This window comes from Streptomyces sp. NBC_00076 (assembly GCF_045041235.1).
In the GTDB taxonomy this organism is placed as follows: domain Bacteria; phylum Actinomycetota; class Actinomycetes; order Streptomycetales; family Streptomycetaceae; genus Streptomyces.
This window is the reverse complement of record NZ_CP108242.1, coordinates 8591588-8606581: the sequence shown is the minus strand read 5'-3', so window position 1 is coordinate 8606581 and position 14994 is coordinate 8591588. Positions and strand designations below refer to the sequence as shown.

General features: G+C 71.1%; 10 protein-coding genes. 3 read left to right on the top strand and 7 right to left on the bottom strand.

Going from position 1 to position 14994, the window contains the following annotated elements:
• Positions 1–11: 11 nt before the first annotated feature.
• The 6 genes from OHA64_RS38585 to OHA64_RS38560 all read right to left on the bottom strand — a co-directional run bounded on the left by OHA64_RS38585 (position 12) and on the right by OHA64_RS38560 (position 8933).
• A complete protein-coding gene (locus OHA64_RS38585; protein WP_405621347.1) occupies positions 12–1316 on the bottom strand; it encodes a M20/M25/M40 family metallo-hydrolase in 1305 nt (434 codons plus the stop codon).
• Positions 1309–2142: a M55 family metallopeptidase gene (locus OHA64_RS38580; protein WP_405621346.1), complete on the bottom strand. Its 834-nt coding sequence runs from the start codon at positions 2140–2142 to the stop codon at positions 1309–1311. Before OHA64_RS38580 ends, OHA64_RS38585 begins: the two co-directional genes overlap by 8 nt.
• 126 nt (positions 2143–2268) lie before the next feature.
• Positions 2269–2994 (bottom strand): class I SAM-dependent methyltransferase, encoded by a 726-nt coding sequence (locus OHA64_RS38575; protein WP_405621344.1) that lies wholly within the window; start codon positions 2992–2994, stop codon positions 2269–2271.
• Positions 2995–3193: 199 nt separating this feature from the next.
• Positions 3194–5719 carry a SpoIIE family protein phosphatase gene (locus OHA64_RS38570; RefSeq protein WP_405621342.1) on the bottom strand — a complete coding sequence of 842 codons (2526 nt, stop codon included), beginning with the start codon at positions 5717–5719 and terminating at the stop codon, positions 3194–3196.
• 186 nt (positions 5720–5905) lie between these two features.
• Entirely contained in the window at positions 5906–8338 is a 2433-nt protein-coding gene (locus tag OHA64_RS38565) for an MFS transporter (RefSeq protein WP_405621340.1), read from the bottom strand.
• A 151-nt stretch (positions 8339–8489) separates the two neighbouring features.
• Positions 8490–8933 carry an SRPBCC family protein gene (locus tag OHA64_RS38560; RefSeq protein WP_405621338.1) on the bottom strand — a complete coding sequence of 148 codons (444 nt, stop codon included), beginning with the start codon at positions 8931–8933 and terminating at the stop codon, positions 8490–8492.
• Between the two features lie 158 nt (positions 8934–9091).
• On the opposite strand from OHA64_RS38560, the gene OHA64_RS38555 reads away from it, so the two are divergent.
• The gene (locus OHA64_RS38555; protein WP_405621336.1) at positions 9092–10129 is read left to right on the top strand and encodes an Rv2578c family radical SAM protein; all 1038 of its coding nucleotides are present in this window, start codon (positions 9092–9094) and stop codon (positions 10127–10129) included.
• Between the two features lie 146 nt (positions 10130–10275).
• Entirely contained in the window at positions 10276–11856 is a 1581-nt protein-coding gene (locus OHA64_RS38550; protein WP_405621334.1) for an alpha/beta hydrolase, read from the top strand.
• 305 nt (positions 11857–12161) lie between these two features.
• Here OHA64_RS38550 and OHA64_RS38545 read toward each other — a convergent pair whose 3' ends face one another.
• Complete coding sequence (locus tag OHA64_RS38545) at positions 12162–12740, bottom strand: adenylosuccinate lyase (RefSeq protein WP_405621332.1); 579 nt, start codon at positions 12738–12740, stop codon at positions 12162–12164.
• Positions 12741–13134: 394 nt separating this feature from the next.
• Here OHA64_RS38545 and OHA64_RS38540 point away from each other — a divergent pair, with 394 nt between their 5' ends.
• Positions 13135–14940 carry a 3-hydroxyacyl-CoA dehydrogenase family protein gene (locus tag OHA64_RS38540; RefSeq protein WP_405621330.1) on the top strand — a complete coding sequence of 602 codons (1806 nt, stop codon included), beginning with the start codon at positions 13135–13137 and terminating at the stop codon, positions 14938–14940.
• The last annotated feature ends 54 nt before the right edge of the window (positions 14941–14994 follow it).

The window sequence follows — 14994 nt, the reverse complement described above, 5'->3', positions numbered from 1 at the left end:
CCCCCGGGTGTCTAGGCGGTGCGCAGGAAGCGGTCGAGGACACGGACGCCGAAGTGGAGCGCCTCGACGGGCACGCGCTCGTCGACTCCGTGGAAGAGGGCCTGGTAGTCGTAGCCTTCCGGGAGCTTCAGCGGTGTGAATCCGTATCCGGTGATCCCGAGCCGCGAGAACTGCTTGCCGTCCGTCCCTCCGGACATGCAGTACGGCACCACGTGCCCCTCCGGCGCGAACTCCTCGACGGCGGCCCGCATCCTCGCGTACGTCACCGAGTCCACCGGCGCCTGGAGGGCGACCGACCGATGCTGGAACTCCCACTCCACGTCGGGGCCGGTGAGCCGGTCGAGGGTCGCGCGGAACTCGTCCTCGGCGCCGAACAGGAAGCGCCCGTCCACGTGGCCCACGGCCTCGCCCGGGATCACGTTGAGCTTGTAACCGGCGTCCAGCATGGTCGGGTTGGCGCTGTTGCGTACCGTGGACTCGACGAGCCTCGCCGCCGGGCCGAGCTTCTCCAGCAGCCCGTCCACGTCCGTCAGGTCCGCCTCGATGCCGTAGAGCGCGGCGAGTTCGGTGAGCGCGGCGCGCACCGTCGGGGTGAGCCGCAGCGGCCACTCGTGCTCGCCGATCCGGGTGATGGCGGCGGCGAGCCGGGTGACGGCGTTCTCACGGTTCACCTTGGAGCCGTGTCCGGCGCGTCCGCGGGCGGTCAGCTTCAGCCAGCCGGTGCCGCGCTCACCGGCCGCGATCGGGTACAGCTCCTGCCCGCTCCCGTCGTGGAAGGTGAACGCCCCCGACTCGCTGACGCCCTCCGTGCAGCCCTCGAACAGGTAGGGGTGCTCGTCGGCGAGGAATCCGGAGCCGTCCTCGGCGCTGGCCTCCTCGTCGGCGGTGAACGCGATGACGATGTCCCGCCGGGGCCGTACGCCGTGCCGCGCCCAGTCCCGCACCACGGCGAGGATCATCGCGTCCATGTTCTTCATGTCGACCGCGCCCCGCCCCCAGACGGCCCCGTCGCGGATCTCCCCGGAGAAGGGGTGGACGCTCCAGTCGACGGCCTCGGCGGGCACCACGTCCAGATGACCGTGCAGGAGCAGCGCGTCGGCCGACGGGTCGGTGCCCTCGATCCGCGCGACCACGTTCGTACGCCCCTTGGCGCGCTCCAGAAGGGTGGGCTCGAGGCCGGCCTCGGCGAGCCGGGCTGCGGCGTACTCGGCGGCGGGCCGCTCCTGGCAGTCGCCGCCGCCCCGGTTGGTGGTGTCGAGGCGGATGAGGTCCGAGGTGAACTCGACGACCTCGTCCAGGGCCTGCTGGTCAGCCATACTGCTCCTCCACGGCGGCCGAGACGATCGTGGTCACCGCCTTGAAGGTGCGGATTCCCTCGTACATGGTGGCACTGGTGTACGACACTTTCCGCTCGCCGACGCCGATCACGCCCGGCACGACGGTGGCGGCCATCGCGAGGTGCGCCGCGTCGAATTCCAGCGCGACGGTGAACGGCCCCCCGCGCACCGGTTCCTGACGGATCGCCAGGGACGCGGCCGCCTTCGCCGCCGCCCGGATGTCGGCGGCGGTCCTGGCGGGCGTACGGCACACGGCCGCGTACCGCGACACATGGTCCTTGACGGCGACCTTCAGCGCCTCGGGGGCGTAGCCGAGCGCGTCCTCGCAGGCCACGTCGTCGCCGGTGACCAGGACGACGGGTACGCCGTACTCGGCGACGACCCGCGCGTTGAGCAGGCCCTCGCTCGCCCGTACGTCGTTCAGCCAGACGCCGGTGATGGAGTTGGCGAGGTAGGTGTGCGCCAGGACGCCCTCCATGCCGGCGCCCGCGTGGTAGCCGACGAAGGCGATGCCGTCCACGTCGCCGTGCTGCACGCCTTCCACCATGGACAGCGACTTGTGGCGGCCGGTGAGCATCTCGGCCCGCTCGTCGAGCTGTTCGAGGAGCAGGTTGCGCATGGTCCAGTGGGCCTCGTTGACGAGGACCTCGTCGGCGCCGCCGTCGAAGAATCCCCGCACGGCGGCGTCGACGTCCGAGGTGAACATCGAGCGGCACCGCTCCCACTGCGGGGTCCCCGGCAGCACGTCGGCCGGCCAGGTCACCCCGGTGGCGCCCTCCATGTCGGCGCTGATAAGGATCTTCATGCCTCGTCACGTTACGCGCCGCGAGGGGCAGCGGCCAGGAAGCGCGGGTGTCCGCGCAGATCCCGTGGGGGCAACTCCGCGGTCGACATCCCGGTCCGGTGCACGCACGGTTCGGGTCGGGACGGGTCAGGTCGGGCGTCCCGCCACCAGCCACCTCGACGGCAGTTCGATCCGGGTGCCGTCGGGCCGGTACTCCGTGGTGGTGAGCGGCAGTTCACCGCTCGCCAGGACGGTCAGCCCGGCCGCGTTCAGGTACCCGGGGATCGCGTCGTCGGCGACCTCGCCGGGGGCTATGCCGTGCCGGAAGACCGGCGCCAGCTTGGGCGGCGGACCCTCGGCGTTCCGCGCGAGGCCGAGCAGGACGGGCTTGGCGGCCTCGGACAGCTCGACGAGGAAAGTCCGGCCCCGTTCCCCGACGAGTGCGGCGATGCCGTCCACCAGTGTCTGTCGGTCCTCCGGGTCGGCCTGGTGCAGCACACCTCGCATGTAGACGTTGGTGTCGCCGAGTTCCGCGTGCATCGTCTGCACCGCGCCCTTCTCGGCGGCGTCCAGCAACCGGTACCGCGCCTGCCCCGCCGGGTCCGCGCGCCGTGCGTGGTCGAGCGCGGCGGCGGAGATGTCGGCGCCGATCACGTGGGGGAAACGGTCGGCCAGGAAGCGGGTCTGGGTCCCGTTGCCGCAGCCGAGGTCGAGCATCGGCAGGCCGTGGTCGGCCAGGTGGGGTTCGAAGAGGGCGAGATGGACACCGGCGGTCAGGACCGGCTCCGCGTCCCAGAACACCGCCCCCTGCTCCCCGGGAGCCTCACTCCAGAAGCCCTCCCAGGCCTCCCGGTACCGACTCGTCACGCTCATGACCCCTCCCCGGAGTGCGCCGGCCGCCCGCCTCAGATGACGGGCCAGTCCGGTGTATCGCGCGCCGTTCGCAGCCACAAGCGCTCGGCGCGTTCCTTCACGGCTCCTTCGACACGGATGCGCCGGCGTGCGCCCCGAGGGGCCTGGCGCACCCCACGCGCCCGTCGCGCTCCGGGCGCCGCGGGTGCCACGGAGCGGGTCAGCGCCGCGGCAGTGTCAGCTCGAACCAGACGGTCTTGCCGGCCTTGGTCCGGCTGGCCCCCCACTCACGTGCGAGGGTGCTGACCACGCGCAGACCGCGCCCCGACTCGCCCCCGGGGTCGGCGTTCAGCAGGGTCGGCAGATCATGGTCGTCGTCGTCCACTTCGCACAGCAGGGTGTCGCCACGCACCAGACGCAGGTCGACGGGCCGGCTGTGGGAGTGCCGTAGGGCGTTGGTGACGATCTCGCTGACCATCAGCTCGGCGGGATCGGCCAGCCCGGCGAGCCCCCACTCGTGGAGCTGCTCGCGGACCGCCGCGCGGGCCCGGCCGGCCCCGGCCGGGTCCAGGGGCAGTCGCCACTCGGCGACATCGTCGGGTTCGATGCCGTTGAGGCGGGTCATCAGCAGGGCCACGTCGTCCTTGCGGCCACCGCGGCCCGCTTCGGAGAACGTCGCGGCGAGGGCGCGGATGATGGTGTCGCAGGCATCGTCCATGGACGCGGCCGGATGCGCGGCGGACTCGCACAGCGTCGCCAGTCCTACGCCGATGTCCTCGCCGCGCACCTCGACGAGCCCGTCGGTGCACATCACAAGCCGGTCGCCGGGCGCCACCCGCACCCGCACCGCCTCGAAGGGCACCCCGCCGACACCGATGGGCGCACCCGTGGGCAGGTCCAGCAACTCACTGGCGCCGTTCCCGGCCCGCACCAGAACGGGCGGGATGTGCCCGGCGTTGGCGATGTGCAGTTCGCTCGCGATCGGGTCGTAGACGGCGTAGAGGCAGGTCGCGAGGTAGGTGTCGCCGAGGCGCTGGGCGAGGTCGTCGAGGTTGCGCAGCAGCTGGGCGGGCGGCAGGTCGAGAGCGGCCATGGTCTGTACGGCCGTCCGCAACTGGCCCATCATGGCGGCGGAGTTGAGGCCGTGCCCCATGACGTCGCCGACAACGAGGGCGGTACGGGCGCCGGGCAGTTTCACGGAGTCGAACCAGTCGCCGCCGACCCGGCCGAGGAGTGTGCCGGGCAGATAGCGGGTGGCGATGTCGCAGCCCGCCATGTGCGGCGGGATGTGCGGCAGCATGCTGTCCTGGAGGGTCTCGGCGACGGACTCCTGGTAGGTGTACATGCGCGCGTTGTCGAGCACGAGGCCCGCGCGGGCGGCGAGTTCGGCTCCGGTCACCCGGTCCATGTCGTTGAACTCGACGCGCTCGGGGTGCCGCAGCAGGATCATGAAGCCGAGCACCACATGGCGTGCCTTGAGGGGCACGATCAGCATGGAGCGGCCCGTGATGAGGGGCCGGATGTCCCGCTTCTCGAACTGCGAGGCGATGGCGTGGCCCATCTCCTCGCTGATTCGGGGCACCAGGACGGGTTCGCCGCTGGTCATGCACTGGAAGAACGGCGTGTGCGCCGGGAACGGCATGGCCTCGCCGACCGGCACGACGTCGTCCCAGCGGCCGGGTTCGTCGGTGTGCTCCAGGGCGACCCGGTGCCACATGGTGGTGGTGTCCGGAACGCCGTCCGGGAACCCCTCGCCGGCGACGACCTGTTCCCGCAGATAGGTGCCGGCGACGTCGGTGAAGCGGGGCACGACGGCCTTGCTGACCTCGACGATGGTGCGGGACAGGTCGAGCGAGGTGCCGATGCGTCCGCTCACCTCGTTGAGGAACTCCAGTCGTTCCCTTACGGCGGTGTACTCCAGGTCCTCGACCTCGTCGGCGAGCTCCCGCGACAGGGGTTCTCCGGCCGCGACGGCGCGCGCCGCCCGCTCCTGGCGGGCCTTGCGCTCGGCGCGCCGGGCCACACCCCAGTCGGGGGTCACGGGCACCCGGTCGTTCTGGCTGAACTCCAGGATCGGGTAGCCCAGTTCGAGGACCTGCGCGGCGATGCGGGCGCTCTCCTCGACGCTCATGCTGGGCAGGATCTCGGGGAGCCGGCGGGCGAGTTCGTCGGCGCCGGGGAAGTCGGTGTGCAGCGCGAAGGCGGGCGCGATCCGCTCGACGACCGTGCCCTCGTGGGCGTCACCCCGAGGGAACCCACGGGCGTCCGCGGCGAGGACGAGCAACCGCTCCCGCCCGGGCCCGACCAACGGGTAGGCCCACCACAGGACATCGACCCGCCGCCACCCTTCGGGCGAGGCGTCCCCCTTCTCGCCGCGCTCGCTCCCGGGCACGGTGAGCCGGGCGCGCCCGGCGGCCGGATAGGACAGCGCCCCGTCCAGGGACGACTCGAGGTCGGGGCCGAGGTTGTCATCGACCGCGTACGGCCCGAAGGGCGCGCCCTCGTCCTCCTCGGGCCTCTCGGGCAGCGCTCCGGAGACGGGCAGCAGGTCGACGGCCGGCCGGCCGATCGCCTCTTCCTTGGCCACGACGAACAGGCGTCGGGCGCCGGTGCTCCAGTGGGACACCAGGCCGTCGCGGTCCACCACGACCACGGCCAACGGGATGCGCCCGGCCTCGGTGGTGTCCGCCCTCCCGTTCCCAGCTCCGGGGCTGGGAGGAGTGTCCCTGTCGGTGCCACGGTCCATGGCCCAGGCCCTCTTTCCCCCACGGCTCCGCAAGATCTGTGCTGCCGTCACCACCGTACGGCGTCGTCCCGTCACGATGTGCGGCAATACGGGAATTGGTGGCACCGAAACACACCGGCGCACGCCCCCGCGCCCCCACCCTGAGCTGGGACGACTCATCGCGGAGGGGAAAGTGCCAAGCGGTCTTCAGCCCTCGTGCCCCAGCTGGAGATCGCGCTCCGTGCGTCCCGCGCCGGCGACCTGGAGCACGGTGGCGACCGGCGGGTAACCCGCGGCGATGACGGTGTACTCGCCGAAGGACAGGTCGACGAACCGGAAGGTTCCGTCCGGGCCGGTGGTGAGACTGTCCACGACGTTGCCGCCCACTTCCAGCAGGGTCACCCGCGCGTCCTCGACGGGCCGCCCGCCGGTCGCCCGCACGGTGCCGCGCAGCACGGCGCCGCCCGCGAGTTCGACGTCCTGGCGGGTCTCCCGGGAGGTCTGGACGGTGACGGGCAGCGCGACCGGGTGGAAGGCGGGAGCGCCGACGGCGAGGGTGTACTCGCCGGCCACCAGCTCGGTGATGACATAGCCGCCCTCGCCGCCGCTGCGGGTGGTGGCGACGACCTCGCCGCACGCGTCCGTGAGGGTGACGGCGGCCCCGGGCACGGGGATGCCTTCCGCGGTCAGCACATACCCGGCGAGGCGTCCGGCGCCGCCGAGGACGATGTCCAGTTCGACGGGGCGCTCGCCGACGGTCACGGAGACCGCCTGCGGCTGGTGCCCGCCGACCGCGGCGATCAGGACGTACGAGCCGAAGCCCGCTGTGGACAGTGCGTACCGGCCGTCCTCGCCGCTCGCGCCCCGCCCCGTCTGCTGCCCGGCGACGTCGATCAGGGTGAGCGCCGCGCGGGGCACGGCGGTGCCGTCGGTGCGCCGCACCGTGCCGCGCACGGGGGCTGGGGCGGCATACGGCGAACTCCGCGAGTGGGGGGTTCCCTCGCCGGGAGGGTGGGGGCGGGCCTGCGGGACGGTGGCGTTCGGCCGCGCGGTCTCCGGCTCGGCGACCGGGGCGTCGAGCGACACCAGCGGTTTCTCCTTGAGGAAGAAGGCGAGGAGCAGACCTAGGAGGAGCACGGGTACCAGGTAGAGGAAGATCCTCGGCATGGCGTCGGCGTAGGCCCGGATGTAGCCGTCGCGCAGCGCCGGGGGAAGCGTGTGCACGAGCTGCGGGGTGACGGACTGGGGGTCGGGCAGCCCGGCACCCGCGTGCGCGGGGAGCCGTTCGCGCAGGGCGTGGGTGAGCCGGTCGGCGAAGAGGGTGCCGAAGACCGCGGCGCCGACGCTGCCGCCGATCTGGCGGAAGTAGTTGGTGGCGCTGGTGGCGGTGCCGAGGTCGGCGGGGCGTACGGAGTTCTGCACGGCGAGGACGAGCACCGGCATCACCATGCCGATGCCGGCGCCGAGGACGGCCATCCAGATGCTGTAGTGCAGCCGGGGTGTGTCGACGTCCAGGCGGGACAGCAGCCACATGCCGGTCGCGGTGAGCGCGGCGCCGAGGACCGGATGGAACTTGTAGCGCCCGGTGTGGCTGATGAGCTGTCCCGAGATGATGGAGGCGCAGACGATGCCGCCCATCATCGGGAGCATCAGCAGACCGGACTCGGTGGCGGAGGCCCCGTCGACCATCTGCAGGAAGGTCGGCAGATAGGTGGCGGCGCCGAACAGGGCGACCCCGACCACGAGGCCCATCAGGCCGGTGACGACGAAGACGGAGTCCCTGAACAGCCTGAGCGGGATGAGGGGTTCGGCCGCGACGTGCTCGACGAGGAGGAACAGGAGGGTGGCGGCCACCGCTCCCGCCCCGAGGCCCAGAATGACGCGCGAGCCCCAGGCGTGCTCGGTGCCGCCCCAACTGGTCAGCAGCACCAGGCAGGTGGAGGCCACGGCGAGCAACAGCGCGCCGAGGACGTCGAAGCGCGCCGTCCTCTCGGGCTTCGGGAGCTTCAGTACGACGGTGACGACGGCCAGGGTGATGAGACCGAAGGGCACGTTGAAGTAGAGGCACCACCGCCAGTCGTGCCGGTCGGTGAAGTAGCCGCCCAGGAGCGGGCCGGCGACGGAGGCGACCCCGAAGGCGGCGCCGATCGCGCCCAGGTAGCGCCCGCGCCGCCGGGACGGAACGATGTCCGCGATGATCGCCTGCACGCCGATCATGAGGCCGCCGGCGCCGGCACCCTGGACCGCGCGGAAGGCGATGAACTGGTCCATGGTCTGCGCCCGGCCCGCGAGCGCGGAGCCGACGACGAAGACGACGATCGCGAACTGGAAGACGCCCTTGCGGCCGTACAGGTCGCCGAGCTTGCCGTAGATCGGCAGTCCGATGGTGGCGGTGAGGAGATACGCGGTGACCGCCCAGGACATCCGGTCCAGGCCGTGCAGTTCGCCGACGATCCTCGGCAGCGCGGTGGCGACGATCATCTGCTCCAGCGCGGCGAGCAGCAGCGCGAGCATCAGGCCGCAGAACACCAACCGCACGCGTCGTGGGCTGAGTTCCGTCGCGGTGGCGGTTGTCGGGGGCGGATCGTCCGGGAGGGGTGCCGTGACCGGTTGGTCCTGCACCAGAGTCGTTCCGCCCACGAACCGCTCCCCTCGTCGCACCTGTCAGTAATTCCCGCAATAAGCGACAACTACGAACAAGCACGACGAGTTACGGCGTCATGCCGGTCCGAACGGAGTTCCACTCGAACCGGTGAGGAGCCAATTCCCTGTCGCGAGTGGCCGGTTGGACCTACTTCGCGACCTCGGTGGCCAGCTTGTCGAGCATGGCGTCGTAGATCCGGCCGAGCCCCTTGGGCGCGAAGGCCTTCTCGAAGAAGCCGCCGATGCCGCCGGCGCCCTGCCAGGTGGTGGTGACGACCACCCTCGACTTCCCCTCCCCCGCCGGGGTGACCCGCCAGGTGGTGACCATGGAGGAGTTGCGGTCCTTCTCGACGAGCTCGCCGTCGGTGGGCTCGGTGACCTCCAGGAGGCAGTCGCGCACGCGCTTGCTGGTGGCCTGGAGCTTCCAGTGGACGAGGGTGCCCTCCCCGTCGCCGCCCTCGCGCACCTCGTACTCACTGAAGTGCTCGGGCAGCAGCTTCGCGCGTGTGCCGGTGTAGTCGGCGAGGGCGTCGAACACCTTCTCCGCGTCCGCCGCGACGACCCGCTCCGTAGTGGCCTCGACCTGCGCCATTGACTTCCTCCAGGACCTGAGTGCTCGGGGTTGGGGCAAGCCAACCACCCCGGCCCTCGGGCACCCAAATCGGGGTCCCGGAAGCGATCGGAAACGGCCCTTGCACGATCACGCGAACAGGTGTTCTATTCTCGCAGCAGTGCTACCGAGGAGGCCTCATGCGCTGGGAGAACCTCACAGACTCCGGCGAACACAGCCGGGCGGACGCCGCGCTGTTCGGCGCCGACGCGGTGACCACCCGCACCTTCGACACGCCCGAGTTCCGCGGGATCACCTTCCACGAGGTCCGCGCCCGGTCGATCATCAACCGCGTTCCGGCGGTCTCGCGGATGTCCTTCCAGTGGACGGTCAACCCGTATCGCGGCTGCTCACACGCGTGCGTGTACTGCTTTGCCCGCAAGACCCACAGCTATCTGGACCTCGACACGGGTCTCGGCTTCGACTCCCAGATCGTGGTCAAGACGAACGCGCCGGACCTGCTGCGCCGCCAGCTCGGCTCCCGCCACTGGCAGGGCGAGCACATCGCGATGGGCACGAACGTCGACTGCTACCAGCGCGCCGAGGGCCGCTACCGCCTGATGCCGGGCATCATCGGCGCCCTGCGCGACCACGCCAACCCCTTCTCCATCCTGACCAAGGGCACGCTGATCCTGCGCGACCTGGACCTGCTGACCCGGGCCTCCGAGGTGACCGACGTCGGCATCTCGGTCTCGGTCGGCTTCACCGACCCCGAGCTGTGGCGCACCGTCGAACCGGGCACCCCGGCACCGGAGCGGCGCCTGGAGGTCGTACGGACGCTGAGTGAACACGGCATCCCGTGCGGGGTCCTGATGGCGCCGGTGATCCCGTTCCTGAGCGACTCACCGGCCCAACTGCGGGACGCCGTACGCGCGATCGCGGCTTCCGGGGCGACGTCGGTGAACCCGCTGGTGCTCCATCTGCGTCCCGGTGCCCGCGAGTGGTTCATGGCCTGGCTGGCCCGCGAGCACCCGTATCTGGTGCGTCGTTACGAGCGGCTGTACGCGGACGGCTCCTATGCCCCGAAGTGGTACCAGCGCCGGATCACCCGTCAGGTCCACGAGCTGGCCGAGGAGTACGGCATCGGCCCCACGCGCGCGGGGATGCCACGTCGGCTGCCGGAGCCCGAGCCGGAACAGCCCGACCCGTCCGAACCGACGCAACTCTCATTGATCTGAGAGCATCCGAGCGCTTACCGCGACCCAATCGGGTCAAGTATGGGCAGAACGCGTTCTTCCAGTTCGGCTTTCCGGGACGATGCGGCGGGGACCGCGACCCTTTCGGTTCGAAGCCCCTCCGTGTCCCTCCGTCCTGTGAGGACTGAATGAGAAAACGCGCAGCCGTGCTGTGCGGTGTCGCCGTCGTCGTGGCCGGGACCTTCACGGCCGTCCCGGCCGACGCGAGCGCCCCGCACAGTGCGGAAACCGCTCAAGCCGCCAAGCCCACCTGGAAGAAGTGCGGCACCTCCGACTATCCGACGCTCCAGTGCGCGTCCCTCAAGGTGCCGCTCGACCACGCGAAGCCGCACGGGAAGCAGATCACCCTCGCCCTGTCGCGGGTCCCGCACACCGCGAAGAGGTACCAGGGCCCACTGCTGGTCAACCCCGGCGGTCCCGGCGGCAGCGGTCTGACGCTCGCCGGTTTCGTCGCGTCCGCGCTGCCCAAGTCGGTCGCGGCACAGTACGACGTCATCGGCTTCGACCCGCGCGGAGTGGGCGCGAGCAAGCCCGCTCTGGACTGCAAGCCCGGCTACTTCAACCCGGTGCGGCCCGACTCGGTGCCGAGCACGCCCGCGATCGAGAAGGCCAACCTCAAGCGCGCCAAGTCCTTCGCCGCCGCCTGTGGCAAGAAGTACGCGGACGTCCTGCCGTACATCAACACGGTCCAGACCGTGCGGGACATGGACTCGATCCGCGCGGCCCTCGGCGCGAAGAAGATCAACTACTTCGGTTACTCCTACGGCACCTACCTCGGCGCGGTCTACGCGAAGCTCTATCCGGAGCGGGTGCGGCGCCTGGTCCTGGACTCGATCGTCGACCCGACCGGCGTCTGGTACGACGACAACCTCGACCAGGACCACGCCTTCAACGACCGCCACCGGGCCCTGATGTCCTGGATCGCCAAGTACGACGCCACGTACAAGCTCGGCACCGATCCGGAGAAGATCGAGGCCAAGTGGTACGCGATGCGCGCGGCCCTGGCGAAGAAGCCGGCCGACGGGAAGGTGGGCGCCTCCGAACTGGAGGACACCTTCATTCCGGGCGGCTACTACAACGGCTACTGGCCCTACCTGGCCGAGGCGTTCGCGGCGTACGTGAACGACAGGAACGCCGACCCGCTGGTCGAGGCGTACGAGAACTTCGCCACCGTCGACGCGTCCGGGGACAACGGCTACAGCATCTACACCGCGGTGCAGTGCCGTGACGCCGCCTGGCCACGCGACTGGAACCAGTGGCGCAAGGACAACTGGGCGGTGTACGAGAAGGCCCCGTTCATGACCTGGAACAACGCCTGGTACAACGCACCGTGCGCGTTCTGGCCGACCACGTCGCAAAAGCCGGTGAACATCGCCAACAGCAAACTGCCGCCGGTACTGCTCTTCCAGGCGACGAACGACGCGGCCACCCCGTACGAGGGCGGCGTCACGGTCCACCGGAAGCTGGCCCACTCCAGCCTGGTGGTCGAAGAAGGCGGCGGGAACCACGGCATCACGCTCAGCGGGAACAGCTGCCTGGACGCGTACCTGTCCGCGTACCTGACCGACGGCACGGTGCCGCGCGGTCACGGTGAGGCCGACGCGGTCTGCCAGAAGCTGCCCGACCCCAAGCCGCTGACCGCGGCCACGTCGGCGTCGCCGTCGGCACACGGCTCGATCCTGCACGGCATGCTCGGCTTCCGCGGCTGAGCACCTCCTGAAGGTCCGGCGGGGGCGACCTGCCGGGGCGGCGTCAGACCCGTGGTCCACCATGGACGCATGAGTGAGCTGACGAGGATGTCCGCCCCGGCCCAAGTCGCCCCCGCCGACCTGTTCGCGGGGGCGGCGATCCGCCGGTGACGGTCGTCCGGGTACGAGACATGACACTCCCCGACTGCGCACGCGTGGCGGAGATCCGCGTCGGTGGCTGGCGCAGCGCGTACCGCGGGCTGATGGCCCAGTCGTACCTCGGCGGCCTCGACTGCGATACCCGAAGCTGCCGGCGCACCAACGCCTCAGCGCCGCTGCCGGGGGATCCGGGCCAGCGCATGCACGGCCGCCTCGGCGAGCACCGGGTGGGCCAGTGCCTCGTTGAGGACCGGCCTGGCCCGGGTGTCGCCGAGCGTGCCGAGCCCCTCCACGCAGGCGAGTGCCACCCGCCGGTACGGGTCGTGGGGGCGCAGCCGCCGTTCCAGGGTGGTGATGAGCGCGGGCACGGCCTCGGGGGCGCGCAGGTCCACCAGGAGGCGCACCGGGTGCAGGGCGTAGGCGACGCGTAGTTCGTTGGTGGCCAGGGCGGCGGCCGCGCGGGCGGTGCGGGGATCGCCGAGGCGGGCCAGGGCGTGGGCGGCGGCGGCGCAGCGCGGCGGGTCGCGGTGGTTGAGGAACAGGACGAGGGATTCGAAGGCCCGCCGGTCGCCCGCCGACCCGAGCCGGAACGCGGCCAGCTCCCTGGCCCACAGTGGCTGTCCGGGCGCGGTGAGCACGTCTGCCAGGTCGTCGAGGCCCTCGGTCGCCGCCAGTCGGTCGAACCCGGCCGAGGCCCCTGCCTCCTGCCGTAAGCGTTCCGTGAGTGATCGCAACTCTTCGTCCATGGGATCCGAGATTAGGGGCGTCGCCCTGCGGCCGGGACGCACATCACAAACTCGGGGGCTGGCGCGCTCGTTACCCACGAGTTAAGCTCATACGAGCGAGTTACCCACTCGTAGATCTGTTCGTGGTGGCCTGGTGACGCAGCCACTCCGAGAGCAGTCGGTTCGGTACATCGCGTACCCGAGTACGACTCGGCCCCGGGACAGGGCCGGTCGGTTCCGCCGTTGTGGGGCGTGTGCACGCCCCTCTGCACGGCACCGGGCGTGTGCGCTCGCAGCCCGGCAACACCCGCACTCCTTCTCCGCACCCGGTGCGCCCGTGGTTTTCGGCTTCGGCCGCGTTCCTCCGGCGCACCGGGCTCGCTTCCAGTCGTCACCCTCATTCCTGGAGTCCGCGATGGCCACTCCCCTGTCCGACACCCCTCTGTCCCCGTTGAAGACCGTCGCCGTGATCGGTCTCGGCACCATGGGCACCGGCATCGCCGAGGTCCTGGCCAAGGCCGGCCGCGACGTCATCGGCATCGACCTCAGCGAGGCGGCGACCGCCAAGGCCCTCGCCGGCCTGGAGAGCGCGACCGCCCGTGCTGTGGAGCGCGGCCGGCTGACCGAGCAGGAGCGCGCCGACGCGCTCGGCCGGGTCCGTACGTCCACCGATCTGCGTGCGGCGGCCGACGCCGACCTGGTCATCGAGGTGGTCCCGGAGTCGTACGAGATCAAGCACCAGGTCTTCCGTGAGCTCGACCAGATCGTGCGGCCCGAGACGATTCTCGCAACCGGCACCAACGCCCTGTCCGTCACCCGGCTCGCCGCCGACTCGGCCCGCCCGGAGCGCGTGCTGGGCCTGCACTTCTTCAACCCGGCGCCGGCGATGAAACTGGTCGAGGTCGTCTCGTCGGTGCTCACCGCGCCCCAGGCCGTCGCCGCGGTCACCGACCTGGCGCTGGAACTCGGCAAGGAACCGGTCGCGGTCGGCGACCGGCCCGGGTTCGTCGCCGACGGGCTGCTGTTCGGCTATCTCAACCAGGCCGCCGCGATGTACGAGGCGAAGTACGCCTCCCGGGAGGACATCGACGCCGCGATGCGGCTCGGCTGCGGGCTGCCCATGGGCCCGCTCGCCCTGCTCGACCTGATCGGCGTCGACACCGCACGCACGGTCCTGGAGGCCATGTACGCCGAGTCCCACGACCGCCTGCACGCCCCCGCCCCGATCCTCAAGCAGCTCAGCGAGGCGGGACTGACCGGCCGCAAGTCGGGCCGCGGTTTCTACACGTACGAGGCTCCCGGCAGCGAGACGGTCGTGCCGGACGCCCTGACACCGCTGTCCGGCAGCCTCGACGCTCCCAGCCGAACCGTCCGCTCCGTCGGCGTCGCGGGCTCCGGCACGATGGCGTCCGGTATCGCCGAGGTGTTCGCCAAGGCGGGTTACGAGGTCGTGCTCGCGGCCCGCAGCGAGCAGAAGGCGCAGACCGCCAAGGCCCGGATCGGCAAGTCGCTCGCACGCTCCGTCGACAAGGGCCGGCTGACCGCGGAGGCCGCCGCGCAGACCCTGGACCGGATCACCGCGGCCGGTTCGTACGACGCGTTCGCCGATGTCGATCTGGCCGTGGAGGCCGTCGCCGAGGACCTGGAGATCAAGCGGCAGTTGTTCGCGACCCTGGACAAGGTCTGCAAGCCGGGCGCGGTGCTGGCCACGACGACATCCTCGCTGCCGGTCGTCGCCTGCGCCCGCGCGACCTCGCGTCCGCAGGACGTGATCGGCATGCACTTCTTCAACCCGGCACCGGCGATGAAGCTGGTCGAGGTGGTCCGTACGGTGCTGACGGCCGACGACGTCCACTCGACGGTTCGCGAGGTCTGCGTCAGGATCAAGAAGCACGCGGTCGACTGTGGGGACCGTGCGGGCTTCATCGTGAACGCCCTGCTGTTCCCGTACCTCAACAACGCGATCAAGATGGTGCAGGAACACTACGCGTCCCTCGACGACATCGACGCGGCGATGAAGCTGGGCGGCGGCTACCCCATGGGCCCCTTCGAGCTCCTGGACGTCGTCGGGCTCGACGTCTCCCTGGCCATCGAGAAGGTCCTGCACCGCGAGTTCCGCGACCCGGGCCTGGCCCCGGCGCCGCTCCTGGAGCACCTGGTGGCCGCGGGCTGCCTCGGCCGCAAGACGGGCCGGGGCTTCCGCGAATATGCCCGCCGCTGACCGGCCGGGCGACCGGTTCGGAACGGATACGGACTCGGACACGGACACGGACTG